The following is a 14,430-nucleotide window of genomic DNA, read 5'->3' on the forward strand; positions in this document are numbered from 1 at the left end:
ATGGCGGCACTGAACATCCATAAGGGCGCGTCCAGCCATTCGGCCTATGACCTGCGCGACCCCAATGCCGAGCTGAACGAAAGCCACACCCTGGCCGTGCTGGTCGAGAACGAGCCGGGCGTCCTGGCCCGCGTGATCGGCCTGTTTTCCGGCCGGGGCTACAATATCGACAGCCTGACCGTGGCCGAGGTGGACCATCTGGGCCACCGCTCGCGCATCACCATCGTCACGCGCGGCACCCCGGCGGTGATCGAACAGATCAAGGCCCAGCTTGGCCGTATCGTCCCGGTCCACGATGTCCACGACCTGACCGTCGAAGGCCCCAGCGTCGAACGCGAGCTTGGCCTCTTCAAGGTCGGTGGCAAGGGCGAAAAGCGGGTCGAGGCGCTGCGAATCGCCGAGATCTTTCGCGCCAACGTGGTCGATTCGACATTGGAGAGCTTTGTCTTCGAGATGACCGGCACGCCCGAAAAGCTGGACGCCTTTGCCGAATTGATGCGCCCGCTGGGACTGACGGACATGGCACGCACCGGCGTCGCGGCCCTGGCACGCGGCCTCTAGGAACCTTAAACCCGCCCCGCGCGGGATGAAAACAAAAAAGGTTCCGGGCCATGGCTCGGAACCTTTCCTATTGCGCTTCGACGTGAAATGGGCCTTCGATCAGCCCGCCACTGCGACTTTCTGCGCTGCGGCCGGTTTTTCCGCGTAGTTTGAGTTCGATATCACCCGCAGCACGGGCTGCTGCCTGGTGGTCGCGCCCTGGCCCATTTCGCCCAGCAGGCTGGGCAGTTCCGAGCGTTTCAGCGCCGGAACCAGGATGACCGAGCGAGCATGGCGCAGGGTCTCGATCGTCTCTGATTCCAACTCGACCAAATCACCGGCTTCGGGCCAGATACTGCCCTCGGTCAGGTTTTCGCGGCCCTGGAGATAGGCCAAGGACGCGTGATCCTCGCACCAGATCACTGCCTTTTCCTTGACCACGCTACTCCAGAGGATGACACCAATCATGAATTGTCCTTAAGTAAACTGCCCGGTTTGGCGGGCCACCGCATGAATTAAGCCGACGTTATCGGCGAACTCTCGCTTACGGAAGCGAATTCTCAACACCATCACATCCATGACGCGAACAAATATTTCAAACACGCGGTCCGCCTTATCAAATCGTAACAATCCTGATGCGCACCTGAGGGGATTTCCCTTTTATAGCAACACATTATGCCGATCCCAGCATCTGCTGCAAACCTGCCACAGGTTGAAAAATTATCGTGCTCTGCCTGCCAAATAGTCGGCAACCGCGCGGTTAACCTGCGCGACGCGCGACGCACGCGAGGGGTGAGTGCCTAAGACGCGGTCGCCCGGATCGGGGATTCGAGCGAAAAACTGCGCACCGTGCTGGGGATCGTAGCCGGCCTTCAGGGTGATGATCGCGCCCAGGTAATCGGCCTGAAGCTCCCACTCCTTGGAATAATAGCGGGCGCCGAACTGGGCCCCCATCTGCTGGGCACTTTCGATGGCCTCGGAATTGCCGCCATAGGCGCTGGCCAGCCCCCCCAGAATCACCGCCCCCATCGCGGCGGCGCTGCTCTTGCGGTTGATATGGCCCAGGATGTGATGGCTGGCCTCGTGGCCCACGACAAAGGCCAGTTCGTCGGCATTGCGCGCCTCGCCGATCAGCGAAAGGGTGAAGCCGATGATCGGGCGGCCGCTGTCGTCCACGGTCTGGAAGGCGTTCGGCTCAAGCCCCGGACGGTCGTCCACGACGAATTGAAAGTCGCAATTGATCGGCTGGGTGCGGCGTTGCAGGCATTCACGCTCGACCGCGGGTTCCATGCGGCTGATCACCTGGACGAAGGACCGAGCCGAGGCGCGGGCACCCTCGGCACGATCCGGCGACGGCTTGATGGCGACGGGGACGTTCTGCTCGGGCGTCGTCGTCGGCTGGGGATAGGGCTGGACCGCGCAGCCTGCCGCCGCCAGTGCCGCCACCGCCGCCATCTGCCATCTCCTGAACATTCGCATCCCCTGCCAGCATCCCTATCGCGAACCCGCCGCCTGTTCGTGCTAATCTAGCCGCGCGCGCCCCAGGATGCCAAGCACCGGGCTTGCCACGCCCGCCGCTTCACGCAAAAATTGGCCAGGACGGCCAAGGAAGGACCCTTTCAGATGTTCACCATCGAGCATGATTTCGACGCCACCGTGATCACCCTGGTCGATGAACTGCCCCAGGGATCGACCGTGGGCGCGCGGCCGCTGAACGAGGATGTGGTGATCCAAAGCTTCGACGACCGCGTGCTGATCGAGCAGTTCGACCCCGATACGGGCGAACTGGTGCAGATCATGCTGACCATCGAGCAACTGGAGGAACTGCGCGCCGCGTTGAACCTGCCCGAGGGGAATTACCGGCTGGAGCGGCGCTAGTCGATCCTGAAGGTCTTGTCGCGCGATGTGGCCCCCTTGACCAGCACCAGCCGCGACTTGGCGATGCCCAGCGATTTCGCCAGAAGCTTGATCACGGCGGCATTGGCCTTGCCGTCCTCGGGAACGGTGGTGACGGTCACGCGCAGCGTGCCCTCTTGCGCGATCACGGCATTGCGGGCGGCGCGCGGCGTCACCCGCACCGTGATCAGGGCGCCCGCTTGCGCAAGATGGCTTAGATCGGTCATGCTTCCTTGAAACGGAAAAGGAACGGAAAAGGCAATGGCGACCGGGTTCTTTCACGACGAATGGACGCTTTGGCATGGCGGCGGCGACTATGCGCTGACCCTGCCCGTGGGCGGCCTGGTGCAGCCCGGCGCGGGCCTGCCCGAAAGCCCCGAAAGCAAGCGCCGCCTGGTCAACCTGATGCGCGTCAGCGGGCTGATGACCGAATTGCGCCCCGCCTCGGCACCACCCGCCACGCGTGAGGATCTGCTGCGCGTCCATCCGGCGCATTACCTGGACCGTTTCAAGGCGCTCTCGGATGCCGGCGGGGGCGAGATCGGCCACCACGCCCCTTTCCAGAAGGGCGGCTATGAGATGGCGGCCCTGTCGGCGGGGCTGGCCAAGGCCGCAGTCGCCCAGGTGCTGCGGGGCGAGTTGACCAATGCCTATGCGCTGACGCGCCCCCCCGGCCATCATTGCCTGCCCGACGATCCGAACGGCTTCTGCCTGCTGGCCAATATCGCCATCGCCATCCAGGCCGCCCGCGCCGACGGGTTGGCCCAGCGTTTCGCGGTGGTCGACTGGGATGTGCATCACGGCAACGGGACCGAGGCGATCTTCCTGGACGATCCCGATGTGCTGACCATCTCGATCCACCAGGAACGCAACTATCCGCTGGATACGGGCGACGCGGACCTGCGCGGGGCCGAGGGCGCGAATATCAACATCCCCCTGCCCCCCGGCTGCGGCGACGCCTCATATCACGAGGCAATGGAGCGGATCGTCCTGCCCGCGCTGGAACGCCACGCGCCCGAGATGATCATCGTCGCCTGCGGCTACGACGCCTCGGCGCTGGACCCGCTGGGGCGGATGCTGCTTTCGGCCGATGCGTTCCGCACCATGGCCGCGCAGGTCCAGGTCGCGGCCGACGATCTTTGCGACGGGCGGCTGGCGCTGGTCCATGAAGGCGGCTATTCCGAAGCGTATGTGCCCTTTTGCGGCCATGCCGCCATCGCCCGGCTGGCGCGTTCGCGCATCCTCGCGCCCGATCCGCTGGCCGAGGTCATCGCCGCCCGCCAACCCGGCGCGGCCTGGGTCAACCATGTCTCGGCGCATCTGCGCGAGCTTGCGGAATTCTTTGAGGTTTGACGTGCAAGACAAAGACGAAACAGTGCTTTCCTTCCTGCGCGGCCGGCGCTCGCATCCGCCCAAGCTGCTAAGCGCCCCCGCACCAGCGCGCGGGGAACTGCTGGACCTGCTGGGAATCGCGGCCCGCGTGCCCGACCATGGCAAGCTGGAACCCTGGCGTTTCATCGTGCTGGAACGCGCGGCGCTGGACCGGCTGGCGCCGCTGCTGGCCGATCATGTCGCGGCGCGGGGCGGCGATGCGGCGGCGGTGGAAAAGGCGCGCTCGGCCTTTGATTCGCCGGTGATCGTGGCGGTGGTCTTCGCCCCGGTCGAAAGCCCCAAGATCCCTGAATGGGAACAGTTCCTGTCCTCGGGCGCGGTCTGTCTGGGGCTGGTCAACGCGGCGCTGGCCTTGGGCTATGGCGCGGCCTGGCTGACCGGGCCGGCGGCGCAGGCCGATTTCGCGCGCGCCCATCTGGACCTTGCCCCGCACGAGCGGATCGTGGGCCTGGTCCATATCGGCCAGCGCGGCGCCACCCCGCCCGAGCGTCCGCGCCCGGACATCGCCGCCAAGACCCGGTTCCTGTGATGCCCATCCGCGCGCTGGTCCTGGCCTGGCGCGACCTGCTGCGGCCCCGCATCTTCGGGGTCGTCCTGCTGGGGGTCGGGCTGACGCTGCTTTTATTCGTGGCGCTTCAGGCGCTGACCGTCTGGGCGGTGCAGTATTTCGCGCCCCAGACGCTGACGCTGCCCTGGATCGGCCCCGTCCCTGTCAACGCGGCGCTGTCCTGGGGCTCGCTTCTGCTGTTTCCGGTCATGTCGATCTTTCTGATGGCCCCGGTCGCCGCCGGTTTCGCCGGGCTTTTCGCCGAGCGCGTGGCCGATGCGGTCGAGGATGTGCATTATCCGGCCGCAAGGGGACTGCCCGTCGATTTCTGGGACGGGCTGCTGGAAAGCCTGGCCGTGCTGGGCGCGGTCCTTGGGGTGACGCTGCTGACGCTGGCGCTGACACCCTTCCTGGGGCCGCTGGCCTCGGTCCTGTTCTATCTGGGCAATGGCTGGCTTCTGGGGCGCGAGTTCTTTCAGATGGCCGCCCGGCGCCACCTGCACGAGCCGCAGGCGACGGCCTTGCGCAAGGCACGCATGACGCAGGCGACGGTGCTGGGCGTGTTGATCGCCCTTCTGCTGACGGTGCCGGTGCTGAACGTGCTGGTGCCGGTGCTGGCGGCGGCGGGGTTCACCCACCTATTTCACCTTGTCAGCGGGTCCATGCCTCAAGGTCGGCGCGGGTGATCAGCCCGCCGATGATGACCCAGGCGATCAGCGCCCAGATCACCCCCGCGATCAGCGTGGCCAGCCATGCCTTGCGCCCCAGCCGTGGCTGGTAAGGCGCGCCCGCCGGCGTGCCGGGCGTCACCTCTCCCATATCCGCCTGGCTTTTCTGGCCGATCGGCAAGAGCACGAACATGACCAGAAACCACAGGACCGAATAAAGCACGATGCCGCCGGTCAGGCTCATCAGACCTGCTCCAACTCGATCAGACAGCCGTTGAAATCCTTGGGATGCAGGAACAGCACCGGCTTGCCATGGGCGCCGATCTTCGGCTCGCCCGTGCCCAGGACGCGCGCTCCCTCGGCCTTCAGGCGGTCGCGGGCGGCGATGATGTCGTCGACCTCGAAGCACATGTGATGGATGCCGCCCGAGGGGTTCTTGTCCAGAAAGCCCTGGATCGGGCTGTTCTCGCCCAGGGGATACAGCAGTTCGACCTTGGTGTTCGGCAGTTCGATGAAGACCACGGTGACGCCGTGATCCGGCTCGTCCTGCGGCGCGCCGACCTTGGCGCCCAGCGTATTGGCATATTGCGCCGAAGCCGCCGCAAGATCCGGCACGGCAATGGCGACATGGTTCAGGCGTCCGATCATCTTTCCCTCCGGTTTGAGGCTTTTCTAGGCGCTGAGGCAGCCGGGGAAAAGGAAAACCGGCGCCGTTAACGGGTTCTTAGCCGAATCAGCAGAGATCTGAGGACAGGAAAGATCCTTTCAGACGGGAAACTGGTGATGAGCGACGATCTGATGAATCCCATGGACGATATCCCGACCCGGCTTACCAGCTTGCCGGGGCGGCCGCTGACCGGCCTGACGGTGCTTGTGGTCGAGGATTCGCGCTTCGCCTCCGAGGCGGTGCGGCTTTTGTGCCTGCGCTCGGGCGCGCGGATCCGGCGGGCCGATACGGTCAGGGCGGCGCTGCGACATTTGCAGACCTATCACCCCGGCGCGGTGATCGTGGATATGGGCCTGCCCGATGGCGACGGGGCCGAGGTGATCGCGACCATCGCGCGCGCCACGCCCCGCGTGCCGGTGATCCTGGGAACCTCCGGCGATCCCGAAAACCGGGCGGGAGCGATGGCGGCGGGGGCGGACGGCTTCATCGTCAAGCCGATCGAAAGCCTGGCGAATTTCCAGCAGGCGATCCTAAGCGCCCTGCCCATGGATGCACAGCCGCGCGGATTGCGGCTTTTGCCCGATGACATGATCGTGCCCGATGCCGACGCGCTGCGCGACGATCTGGCCCATGTAGCCGAGGTGCTGAACCAGGCCGACGACATCGCCGCCATCGACTATATCGCCCGCTTCCTGGCCGGCGTGGCCCGGTCCTCGCATGATCCGGTGCTTGAGGACGCGGCCACGACGCTGGTGCGCGGCCACGCCCAGGGCCAGGCGCTGGCCGTGGACCTGGCGCGGATCAGCAGCATTGTGCAGGATCGGCTGACGGCCAATCACGCGCCTTGAGAGGGCGGCTCGGCCCCTGCCCTCGCGGCGCGGGTCAGGTCCGAGAGGCGGCACATTTGCCGCCCTTGCGCATCGAAATTCCCCGGCGCCAGCCAAAGCCGGTGCGCGGCCTCAAGCGCGGGCCATTCCCGGTCCAGGATCGCGAACCAGGCCGTATCCCGGTTGCGCCCACGCGTGACCATATGCTGACGGAACGTGCCCTCATAGGTAAAGCCATAACGCCGCGCGGCGGTGATCGACGGCGCATTCAGCGCATTGCATTTCCACTCGACGCGACGATAGCCCGCGTCGAAGGCCCAGCGGATCATCAGCGATATCGCCTCGGTCGCGGCGGGGCTTCGTTGCAGGACGGGGGCGATCTGGATATGACCGATCTCGATCACGCCATTGCCCGGATCGATGCGCAGATACGAGGCCACACCCCCGACCCGCCCGCCGCGCCGGTCGCGCATGGCATAGAAAAGCGGATCCGGGCTAGCCGCCATCCGCGCCTGCCAGTCGCGATACTGCGCAAGATCGGCGAAAGGACCATAGGCCAGATAATCCCAAAGCTGATCCTGGCCCCGGTTCGCGCCGAAAAGCTCCTCGGCATGGTGCGCCGGATCCAGCCGTTCCAGCGTGACATGATGCCCGGCGATCCGATCCGGCCCTGGAAGCGGCGGAGGCGCGAAGCCGGGCAACAGGGGGCCAAGGGGCCGCTCGGTTCCGTCGGAAGCGTGCTGGGACATTCAAGCCTCGGGCAATTGCCGCCCCATCCGAGCGCGAAGGCGGCGCAAGGTCAAGCGGTTCAAGATCGTTCGGGGGGCCAAGAGCAAAGGCAAGGCCGGCATTTCCCCTGCCCGAGCGGCAAAGCCGATCGACCCGACGCATGCGGATACCGATAACCGCAGCAAGGCCGAGCCGACCCCAAGCCTCTCGACGGGACTGACCCCGCCATGCCGCGCCGCAGGCCAAGGCGCCAGGACCAAGCGCGGCGACGCGGATGGTCCTGGCGCTTGATATCCGAGCATGCGCGGTGACGGCATTTGGGAAATCAAGGGATTGAACATCGCGCGCCGGGGTCATGCCCGCGCGACTGCGGCAGGTCGCAAGCCGGATCGAGCGGATCGAACCGAAGGCCATCACGCGACCTCCGGGACCAGGATCTGCAGGCCGGTTTCGCGGTTGTCCATCAATGGCTGAGCGGCCATGACGGTGCGCTACATTCAGGCGCATCTGAAGGACTTTTATGGCTTGAAGGTCTCGCCCGACCTGATCAGCCGCGTCATTGATGCCGTGCCGGACGAGGTTCGCGACTGGCGGCACCGGGCGCTGGATCGAATGTATCCGATCGTCATTTTCGACGCGCTGCGGGTCAAGATCCGCGATGCCAACAGGCGGATGGTCAAGAACAAGGCGGTCTACATCACCCTGGGCGTCATCCGGGATGGGAGCGCGGGTCGCGATAGAGCCCCCTTCGCGGCCCGCACCTCCGCGATATCGCCATGATATCTGATCGGATACGTCTTAATTGATGCGTGTTCACCCGATCCCATAGACCCCGATGGCGGCAACTGATCTTTGGGCTTTCGACCATCGTGGGATCGCGCGGCCCAAGGATGCCACCCTACCCCGGAATATCGTTCGGCTCACGGAAATGGCGCCGCTATTTCCGCGGCCCGCTAATGATCATGACGCCGCACACGGCTGCGCGGGTGCTCCATCCCGACACGGTTCAGCCTGACCGGGGGCCGGTCCGACATCTTTTGCAGGATGGGCCGTATGTCGATCAGATCGCCGCCCTCCTCGGGGCGGGCGAAAAGCACGCTCACGCCGGGCTGTCCCTCTGGATCGCGCAGGCTGAAGATGCGGGCATCGACGCGGAAGCGGCGGCCGAATTTCGTCACATGGGCAAGGTCGGCCAGATGCGCCTCGCCAGTTTCGGGCAAGTCCAGAAACTGGCTCAGCCGCCCGGCGCAACGCTCCGGCAGGTCCAGAAGCATCCAGATCGGTCGCCCCACCAGTTCCTCGCGCCGAAAAGCCGTCAGCCGCAGATAGCATTGGTTGATCGCGGCGATGCGCCCCACCGAATCCAGCGCCAGGACGGCGCGATGCGTCTGAAGCGAGGTCATGGCGCGCTCCAGACCCTGGGCCATCAACAGGTGATCAGACATTGGCATCTCCGCATCGGTTGCAGGCCAAGGTCTAAGGCAGATCCCCTAAGATTCGGTTAGCGCGCTCAACCGCCCTGAATCTCTGTCTCGGCCTCGGTCGGTTGGCCGAAACGCGCTATCATGCGGTCACGGATCTGGTCGCGGACCTGGCGGTAAAGCGCCAGCTTCGCCTCGCGTCCCTCGGCAAGGCCGGTTGGATCCATGATCGGCCAATATTCAACTTCGAGATGGGAAACCCGTGTCAGTTCAAGGGCCAGCCTCTGGCTTGCCGGGGTCAGCGCGATCACCAGATCGAAACTGCCCAGATCGTCGCCCCATTCCTTCATCTCTTCGAACGAGCGCGAGCGATGCTTGGATATCTCGATCCCCATCTCATGGGCGACGGCGATGGCGAAGCCGTCGATCTCCATGTCATTCCTGACCCCGGCCGATTGGACATAGGCGGCGCGGCCATAGAATTTCTTCATCATCCCTTCGGCCATGGGCGAACGGATGGCGTTGTGATCACAGCAGAACAGCACTGAGTTCGGAATCGGTTCGGTCACGAATCACCCCTCAATCAAAGCACAAATGAGGGTGAAGAGCCGGCGCGAGGTATCGATATCGATCTCGGCCTTGCCTTCCAGCCGCTCCTGAAGCGTGCGCGCGCCTTCGTTATGAATGCCCCGGCGGGCCATGTCGATAGCCTCGATCTGGGCGGTGGGAAGGCGCTTCACCGCATCGACGTAGCTGGCGCAGATCTGGAAGTAATCCTTCACCGTCTGCCGGAACGGACCCATCGACAGATGGAACTCGGCCACCTTCTGGCCGTCCTCGGTGCCGATGTCGAAGACCAGGCGCTTGTCGCGCATCGCCAGAAGCAGCGCATAAGGCCCCGCGAGCGGAGGCTGGTCGTCGCGTCCGGGCAGGCGGAAGCTGTTATCCTCCAGAAGATCGAAGACGGCCACGCGGCGGTCCTGCTCCATCTCGGCCGTCGGAGGGGCCATGGCGCTGTCGTCGATATCGATCCGGCTGATACGGTCGGTGCTGGTCGTCATGCATTCTCCTGGTTCAGGGCGCCGATCCGCGCGGCGACAGACATGCCATGGGCCGACAGCCCCTCGGAGGCGGCAAGGCGGACGGCGGCGGGGCCGATCGCCCCCAACGCCCGAGGCGAGAGCTTGGCCAGCGTCGTGCGCTTCAGGAAATCCATCACCGACAGCCCCGAGGAAAAGCGCGCCGAACGCGCCGTGGGCAGCACATGGTTCGGGCCGCTGACATAATCGCCCACGGCCTCGGGCGTCCAGCCGCCCAGGAAGATCGCCCCGGCATGGCGGACCTTCGCCGCCAGCGCATCGGGGTCGTCGACGCAAAGCTCAAGATGCTCGGGCGCCACGCGGTCAGAAAGCGCCGCCGCCTGGTCCAGATCGCGGGCAATGATGACCGTGCCGTAATCGCGCCAGCTTGCCCCCGCGACAGCGGCGCGCGGCAGGGTCGGCAGCAGCCGCTCGACCTCGGCCACCACGGCATCGGCAAGCGCGCGGTCGGGTGTAACCAGGATCGATTGCGCATCGGCGTCATGTTCGGCCTGGGCCAGCAGGTCCAGCGCCAGCCATTCGGGGTTCTGCGCGCCTTCGGCGATGATCAGAACCTCGGAGGGGCCGGCGATCATGTCGATGCCCACGCGGCCAAAGACCTGACGCTTGGCGGCGGCGACATAGGCATTGCCCGGCCCGGTGATCTTGTCCACCGGCCGGACAGTCGCGGTGCCATAAGCCATGGCCGCGATCGCCTGAGCGCCGCCGATGCGATAGATCTCGTCCACGCCGGCCAGTTGCGCGGCCAGCAGGACCAGCGGGTTGACCACGCCGTCGGGCGTCGGCACGCAGACCACCAGCCGCTCGACCCCGGCGACGCGGGCGGGAATGGCATTCATCAGCACCGAGGACGGATAGCTTGCCTGCCCGCCCGGCACATAAAGCCCCGCCGCCGAAACCGGCGTCCAGCGCCAGCCCAGCATCGCGCCCTCGGGATCGGTCCAAGACATGTCCTCGGGCATCTGGCGGGCGTGATAGGCGCGGATGCGATTCGCGGCCGTGGTCAGCGCGGCCCGGTCCTCGTCCGAGACCTTGGCCGTCTCGGACGCGATCTGGTCGGGCGCGAAGGCCAGCGTCGCGGGCGTCAGGTCCAGGCGGTCGAAGCGCGCGGTCAGATCGACCAGCGCCGCATCGCCCCGGCCCCGCACATCCGCAACGATTCCCGCCACCGCGTCGTTCACGTCCGACGCATCCTCGCGCTTCATCGCAAGCATATCGGCGAAGCGGATCTCGAAGTCGGGGTCGGCGGTCGAAAGGAAAAGGGGCATGATCACGCTCGCAAGGTCGTGATAGTGTTAGCCGCAGCGCGCGCAAGGCTCAAGCGGGATGCGCGGTTTGCGCTGCGGTCATGCGGCGCGCCGCCGATGCTCAGCCCTCGGGATGCGCGGGCGCGCGGCCCGAGGGGGCGGCATAGGGCCGGGTCACGTCGCGCAACTCGACATTCAGGCATTCGGCATCGACCGCGATGGTGCCGTCGCCCGCGAATTCCAGCAGCAGCCGGCCCGCGCCGTCATGGCCAGCCAGCCAACGCAGCGCCAGCAGTTCCAGGACCAGATCCGCATCCGCCTTGTCGATGCCGTCGCTTTGCACCCGTTGCACATCCTGGATCAGCAGCACCGCCCGCACCCGCTCATAGGGGCGCTCCTCGCGCCGGGCGGAATCGGCATCCTCCCAGCGGAACCGGTTCAGCAACAGCGCAAGCTGGCGGTGGCGGGCGTCATAGGTAATCTCGGTCACCGGCAGGATCGAATCCTGCACCAGCGACGAGATGACCGTCAGATCCTCCGCATCCCCCGCCAACAGCGCCAGGGGGGCGGGATCGGCATCGGCGAAGCGCGCGTCAGTCATCGGCCTGCGTCTCCTTGATCCGCTCGATCTGCGCGCCCACGCCGCGCAGCTTGCGCACGACTTTCTCATAGCCGCGATCCAGGTGATAGACCCGGCTGACGATGGTTTCACCCTCGGCGGCAAGGCCCGCCAGGATCAGGCTGACCGAGGCGCGCAGATCCGTCGCCATGACCCGCGCCCCGCGCAGCTTGCCGACACCCTGGACGGTGGCATGGCCGCCATGAACCTCGATCCGCGCGCCCATGCGGATCAGTTCGGGGGCATGCATGAAACGGTTCTCGAAGATCTTCTCCTCCAGCACCGAGGTGCCCTCGGCGGTGCAAAGCAGCGCCATCATCTGTGCCTGAAGATCGGTCGGAAAGCCGGGGAAAGGCTCGGTCACGACATCGACGGCGCGCACCCGCCCATTCTTGCGCGAGACTTTCAGCCCGCGATCGGTCTCGGTCACATCGACCCCCGCCGCGTCCAGCTTTTCGCAGAAGGCGGCAACCAGGTCGATGCGGCCGCCCAGGCACTCCACCTCGCCGCCGCAGATCGCGGGGGCCAGCATATAGGTGCCAAGTTCGATCCGGTCGGTGACGACGGGATGGGTGGCGCCGCCCAGCGACCGCACCCCCTCGACGGTGATGGTCGAGCTGCCCTCGCCCTCGATATGCGCGCCCATGCGACGCAGGCATTGCGCCAGATCCACGATCTCGGGCTCGCGCGCGGCGTTCCTGATGACCGTGGTGCCCCGCGCCAGCGTCGCGGCCATCAGCGCGTTTTCCGTGGCACCCACCGAGACGATGGGGAAGTCGATCACCGCGCCCCGCAGGCCACCCGCCGGCGCCTTGGCATGGACATAGCCGTCGCGCAGATCCAGTTCCGCCCCCATCGCCTCGAAAGCCCGCAGATGCAGGTCCACCGGACGCGCCCCGATGGCGCAGCCGCCGGGCAATGAGACCACCGCATGCCCGTCCCGCGCCAGCATCGGCCCCAGCACCAGGATCGAGGCCCGCATCTTGCGCACGATGTCGTAATCGGCGGTATGGTTGCTCAGGTCGTGGCTGGACATGGCCAGCACCTGGCCCTGTTGCAGGCTGGCGACCTCGGCCCCCAGCGATTGCAGAAGCGCGGTCATGGTGCGGATGTCCGAGAGGCGCGGCGCATTGGTCAGCGTCAGCGGCTGGTCGGTCAAAAGCGTCGCCGGCATGAGGGTCAGACAGGCGTTCTTGGCGCCGGCTATCGGGATCTCGCCATGAAGCGGCCCATTCCCTCTTACGATGATCTGATCCATTTCGTCCTCATTTTAAGGGGCCTCGTTGTCGCGGGCCTCGTTCTGGGCCGCCCCGTTCGGGGTCGCTTGCCCTTGCTGCTCATCCGGCGGGGAGCCTTCTTCGGCGGCCCCGGCACGCGCCCGGCCCTGGGCCTTGCGCCGCGCCAGATTGGCCCGCAGCGCCGCCCTGAGGCGCGCATCGCGGCTTTGCGCGGCATCCGTTTTACGAGGTCCCTTCGTCATGGCCCCCTGTTATCCTTAACGCTCATATCCGTCCAGCCGGGCTGCCGAGAGGGTGCACGGATTTGCGGATTTTTTGCATCAAGCCCCTTGCAAGGGCCCGCCACTCGGTCTAAACGCCCCTCCACGTTGCTGTGGTAGCTCAGTGGTAGAGCACTCCCTTGGTAAGGGAGAGGTCGAGAGTTCAATCCTCTCTCACAGCACCATCTCACTTTTTCGCCCTGAAAATCCACCTAAAGCCCTGAAAGGGAAGGATAATTCAGGAGTTCGATAACCTTCATTCCGTTGGTATTTCAGGGGTTCCGAAAAGGCCAAACGCAGCACTGTCTGGCGCATTGCGTGGCTTCCATTTTTGTATATATTCCAAGGGCTTGACAGGAATTTTAGGGATAGTTCAATAACTTCCTCCAGCCGTCCCTTTGGCGGCACGGATTGCACGACCCTTTCGGCCAGCACGAATCTTTCCCGTTCCAGCTTTTCGATGCGTTTCTCATAGGCACCGATAACGGTGGGGTTGGTCGCGTCCACGATCCGGTCAAGCAAACCGTCGATCTGCTTGCCAACCTCGGATAGCTGGCGCTGCCATTCTTCCTTGGCGCTCTGCGCAGCTTCCAGCCGCATCGCCCACGCATCCCGCAACATGGCCTTCGCCACGTCGAACAAGCCCTTCGTGGGCTGCAACGCTTGCAGGATTTCAGCAAAACCGTCCTCGATCTTGGCGCGGGGGATGGATTTGCGTTTGGATACGCAACCGCGCGTGTCGCACAGATAATAGGCGTAGTGGCGCGTCATGCCCTTCGACCATGCGGCGGTCATGGCATGACCGCAATCGGCACAGTAGACATACCCGCGCAAGGGGAAGTCCTCGTTGAAGTCCTTGCGGGCGGCTGGCCGTTTGCGCCCGTCCAGATTGTCCAGAATGCGCTGATGGGTGCGAAAGTCTATCAGCCCCTCATGCTGGCCTTCGCGCACAGGCACGCCCCATGCGGGCGCTTCGACATAGCCCGCATAGACGACCTTGCGCAGCAGCCGGGAAACCGTCATCGGACGCAGGCTGCCGTCCTTGCGGTCTTTCGGGAAGTAGGGGTCGCCTTCCAGAAAGCGCTGCACCTCGGCCTGTGAGGCGAAGCGCCCGCAGGCGAAGCCTTCCAGCGCCTCACGCACGACCGTTGCCAGCGGTTCATCCGGCACCAGCACCTTGCCGCCGTGACCTTTGCCGGAAACGTATTTGTAGCCGACCGGAACGCGGAACACCCAATAGCCGCTTTCGACGCGGGCTTTCATCTTCTGGATGACTTGG

Annotated in this window: 20 protein-coding genes, 1 tRNA gene and 1 pseudogene; 8 read left to right on the forward strand and 14 right to left on the reverse strand. The window is 65.4% G+C overall.

What is annotated here, in order from left to right; translation table 11 throughout:
• Window positions 1–561: an acetolactate synthase small subunit gene (ilvN, locus tag QM682_RS12790; RefSeq protein ID WP_415130364.1), complete on the forward strand. Its 561-nt coding sequence runs from the start codon at window positions 1–3 to the stop codon at window positions 559–561.
• Window positions 562–660: 99 nt separating this feature from the next.
• On the opposite strand, the gene QM682_RS12795 is transcribed toward ilvN, so the two are convergent.
• Together QM682_RS12795 and QM682_RS12800 are read right to left on the reverse strand one after the other, a co-directional pair.
• A complete protein-coding gene (locus tag QM682_RS12795; RefSeq protein ID WP_415130326.1) occupies window positions 661–1,008 on the reverse strand; it encodes a hypothetical protein in 348 nt (115 codons plus the stop codon).
• Window positions 1,009–1,260: 252 nt separating this feature from the next.
• Complete coding sequence (locus tag QM682_RS12800) at window positions 1,261–2,013, reverse strand: M48 family metalloprotease (RefSeq protein WP_415130328.1); 753 nt, start codon at window positions 2,011–2,013, stop codon at window positions 1,261–1,263.
• Window positions 2,014–2,163: 150 nt separating this feature from the next.
• Between QM682_RS12800 and QM682_RS12805 the strand changes: the two genes are divergently transcribed.
• Window positions 2,164–2,418, forward strand: a complete 255-nt coding sequence (locus QM682_RS12805; protein WP_415130330.1) for a hypothetical protein — start codon at window positions 2,164–2,166, stop codon at window positions 2,416–2,418.
• Here the strand turns inward: QM682_RS12805 and QM682_RS12810 are convergent.
• On the reverse strand, window positions 2,415–2,663 hold the full coding sequence (locus QM682_RS12810) for a DUF167 domain-containing protein (protein WP_415130332.1): 249 nt from the start codon (window positions 2,661–2,663) through the stop codon (window positions 2,415–2,417). The two genes, QM682_RS12805 and QM682_RS12810, sit on opposite strands and share 4 nt — an antisense overlap.
• Window positions 2,664–2,697: 34 nt before the next feature.
• Here QM682_RS12810 and QM682_RS12815 point away from each other — a divergent pair, with 34 nt between their 5' ends.
• Genes QM682_RS12815 through QM682_RS12825 form a run of 3 tightly spaced genes read left to right on the forward strand, consistent with a single transcriptional unit; the run spans window position 2,698 to window position 5,061 of the window.
• Entirely contained in the window at window positions 2,698–3,789 is a 1,092-nt protein-coding gene (locus QM682_RS12815; protein ID WP_415130334.1) for a class II histone deacetylase, read from the forward strand.
• Window position 3,790: 1 nt separating this feature from the next.
• Window positions 3,791–4,357: a nitroreductase gene (locus QM682_RS12820; protein ID WP_415130336.1), complete on the forward strand. Its 567-nt coding sequence runs from the start codon at window positions 3,791–3,793 to the stop codon at window positions 4,355–4,357.
• Window positions 4,357–5,061 (forward strand): EI24 domain-containing protein, encoded by a 705-nt coding sequence (locus QM682_RS12825; RefSeq protein ID WP_415130338.1) that lies wholly within the window; start codon window positions 4,357–4,359, stop codon window positions 5,059–5,061. Before QM682_RS12820 ends, QM682_RS12825 begins: the two co-directional genes overlap by 1 nt.
• Here QM682_RS12825 and QM682_RS12830 read toward each other — a convergent pair.
• Both QM682_RS12830 and mce read right to left on the reverse strand, forming a co-directional pair.
• Window positions 5,027–5,287 (reverse strand): DUF1467 family protein, encoded by a 261-nt coding sequence (locus QM682_RS12830; protein WP_415130340.1) that lies wholly within the window; start codon window positions 5,285–5,287, stop codon window positions 5,027–5,029. The genes QM682_RS12825 and QM682_RS12830 overlap by 35 nt on opposite strands.
• On the reverse strand, window positions 5,287–5,691 hold the full coding sequence (gene mce, locus QM682_RS12835) for a methylmalonyl-CoA epimerase (protein ID WP_415130342.1): 405 nt from the start codon (window positions 5,689–5,691) through the stop codon (window positions 5,287–5,289). Before mce ends, QM682_RS12830 begins: the two co-directional genes overlap by 1 nt.
• Before the next feature lie 135 nt (window positions 5,692–5,826).
• On the opposite strand from mce, the gene QM682_RS12840 reads away from it, so the two are divergent.
• Complete coding sequence (locus QM682_RS12840; protein WP_415130344.1) at window positions 5,827–6,558, forward strand: response regulator; 732 nt, start codon at window positions 5,827–5,829, stop codon at window positions 6,556–6,558.
• Here QM682_RS12840 and QM682_RS12845 read toward each other — a convergent pair.
• Entirely contained in the window at window positions 6,546–7,286 is a 741-nt protein-coding gene (locus tag QM682_RS12845) for a GNAT family N-acetyltransferase (RefSeq protein WP_415130346.1), read from the reverse strand. The two genes, QM682_RS12840 and QM682_RS12845, sit on opposite strands and share 13 nt — an antisense overlap.
• A 460-nt stretch (window positions 7,287–7,746) precedes the next feature.
• On the opposite strand from QM682_RS12845, the pseudogene QM682_RS12850 reads away from it, so the two are divergent.
• Window positions 7,747–7,989, forward strand: a pseudogene (locus QM682_RS12850) (transposase); the annotation flags it as partial.
• Between the two features lie 230 nt (window positions 7,990–8,219).
• On the opposite strand, the gene QM682_RS12855 reads toward QM682_RS12850, so the two are convergent.
• From QM682_RS12855 to QM682_RS12885, 7 genes are all read right to left on the reverse strand, one after another.
• Window positions 8,220–8,711 (reverse strand): PAS domain-containing protein, encoded by a 492-nt coding sequence (locus tag QM682_RS12855; protein ID WP_415130348.1) that lies wholly within the window; start codon window positions 8,709–8,711, stop codon window positions 8,220–8,222.
• Window positions 8,712–8,776: 65 nt separating this feature from the next.
• Complete coding sequence (locus QM682_RS12860) at window positions 8,777–9,256, reverse strand: low molecular weight phosphatase family protein (RefSeq protein WP_415130350.1); 480 nt, start codon at window positions 9,254–9,256, stop codon at window positions 8,777–8,779.
• Between the two features lie 3 nt (window positions 9,257–9,259).
• Window positions 9,260–9,748, reverse strand: a complete 489-nt coding sequence (locus tag QM682_RS12865; RefSeq protein ID WP_415130352.1) for a UPF0262 family protein — start codon at window positions 9,746–9,748, stop codon at window positions 9,260–9,262.
• A complete protein-coding gene (gene hisD, locus QM682_RS12870; protein ID WP_415130354.1) occupies window positions 9,745–11,055 on the reverse strand; it encodes a histidinol dehydrogenase in 1,311 nt (436 codons plus the stop codon). The genes QM682_RS12865 and hisD overlap by 4 nt, the downstream gene beginning before the upstream one ends.
• A 100-nt stretch (window positions 11,056–11,155) precedes the next feature.
• The gene (locus tag QM682_RS12875; RefSeq protein ID WP_415130356.1) at window positions 11,156–11,635 is read right to left on the reverse strand and encodes a DUF2948 family protein; all 480 of its coding nucleotides are present in this window, start codon (window positions 11,633–11,635) and stop codon (window positions 11,156–11,158) included.
• Window positions 11,628–12,911 (reverse strand): UDP-N-acetylglucosamine 1-carboxyvinyltransferase, encoded by a 1,284-nt coding sequence (gene murA, locus QM682_RS12880; protein WP_415130358.1) that lies wholly within the window; start codon window positions 12,909–12,911, stop codon window positions 11,628–11,630. Before murA ends, QM682_RS12875 begins: the two co-directional genes overlap by 8 nt.
• A gap of 12 nt (window positions 12,912–12,923) precedes the next feature.
• Window positions 12,924–13,133: a hypothetical protein gene (locus QM682_RS12885; protein ID WP_415130360.1), complete on the reverse strand. Its 210-nt coding sequence runs from the start codon at window positions 13,131–13,133 to the stop codon at window positions 12,924–12,926.
• A gap of 128 nt (window positions 13,134–13,261) precedes the next feature.
• Between QM682_RS12885 and QM682_RS12890 the strand changes: the two genes are divergently transcribed.
• Window positions 13,262–13,336 (forward strand) — tRNA-Thr (locus QM682_RS12890).
• On the opposite strand, the gene QM682_RS12895 is transcribed toward QM682_RS12890, so the two are convergent.
• A partial coding sequence (locus QM682_RS12895; protein ID WP_415130362.1) for a recombinase zinc beta ribbon domain-containing protein occupies window positions 13,326–14,430 on the reverse strand: 1,105 nt, incomplete at its 5' end. The genes QM682_RS12890 and QM682_RS12895 overlap by 11 nt on opposite strands.

This window comes from Paracoccus sp. (in: a-proteobacteria) (genome assembly GCF_047605025.1).
In the GTDB taxonomy this organism is placed as follows: Bacteria; Pseudomonadota; Alphaproteobacteria; order Rhodobacterales; family Rhodobacteraceae; genus Paracoccus.

What these genes read in the sequence shown, in the direction of transcription:
- ilvN (WP_415130364.1), top strand. Translation starts at nt 1, where the DNA reads ATGGCGGCACTGAACATCCATAAGGGCGCGTCCAGCCATTCGGCCTAT.
- QM682_RS12795 (WP_415130326.1), bottom strand. Translation starts at nt 1,008, where the DNA reads ATGATTGGTGTCATCCTCTGGAGTAGCGTGGTCAAGGAAAAGGCAGTG.
- QM682_RS12800 (WP_415130328.1), bottom strand. Translation starts at nt 2,013, where the DNA reads ATGTTCAGGAGATGGCAGATGGCGGCGGTGGCGGCACTGGCGGCGGCA.
- QM682_RS12805 (WP_415130330.1), top strand. Translation starts at nt 2,164, where the DNA reads ATGTTCACCATCGAGCATGATTTCGACGCCACCGTGATCACCCTGGTC.
- QM682_RS12810 (WP_415130332.1), bottom strand. Translation starts at nt 2,663, where the DNA reads ATGACCGATCTAAGCCATCTTGCGCAAGCGGGCGCCCTGATCACGGTG.
- QM682_RS12815 (WP_415130334.1), top strand. Translation starts at nt 2,698, where the DNA reads ATGGCGACCGGGTTCTTTCACGACGAATGGACGCTTTGGCATGGCGGC.
- QM682_RS12825 (WP_415130338.1), top strand. Translation starts at nt 4,357, where the DNA reads ATGCCCATCCGCGCGCTGGTCCTGGCCTGGCGCGACCTGCTGCGGCCC.
- QM682_RS12830 (WP_415130340.1), bottom strand. Translation starts at nt 5,287, where the DNA reads ATGAGCCTGACCGGCGGCATCGTGCTTTATTCGGTCCTGTGGTTTCTG.
- mce (WP_415130342.1), bottom strand. Translation starts at nt 5,691, where the DNA reads ATGATCGGACGCCTGAACCATGTCGCCATTGCCGTGCCGGATCTTGCG.
- QM682_RS12840 (WP_415130344.1), top strand. Translation starts at nt 5,827, where the DNA reads ATGAGCGACGATCTGATGAATCCCATGGACGATATCCCGACCCGGCTT.
- QM682_RS12845 (WP_415130346.1), bottom strand. Translation starts at nt 7,286, where the DNA reads ATGTCCCAGCACGCTTCCGACGGAACCGAGCGGCCCCTTGGCCCCCTG.
- QM682_RS12855 (WP_415130348.1), bottom strand. Translation starts at nt 8,711, where the DNA reads ATGTCTGATCACCTGTTGATGGCCCAGGGTCTGGAGCGCGCCATGACC.
- QM682_RS12865 (WP_415130352.1), bottom strand. Translation starts at nt 9,748, where the DNA reads ATGACGACCAGCACCGACCGTATCAGCCGGATCGATATCGACGACAGC.
- hisD (WP_415130354.1), bottom strand. Translation starts at nt 11,055, where the DNA reads ATGCCCCTTTTCCTTTCGACCGCCGACCCCGACTTCGAGATCCGCTTC.
- QM682_RS12875 (WP_415130356.1), bottom strand. Translation starts at nt 11,635, where the DNA reads ATGACTGACGCGCGCTTCGCCGATGCCGATCCCGCCCCCCTGGCGCTG.
- murA (WP_415130358.1), bottom strand. Translation starts at nt 12,911, where the DNA reads ATGGATCAGATCATCGTAAGAGGGAATGGGCCGCTTCATGGCGAGATC.
- QM682_RS12885 (WP_415130360.1), bottom strand. Translation starts at nt 13,133, where the DNA reads ATGACGAAGGGACCTCGTAAAACGGATGCCGCGCAAAGCCGCGATGCG.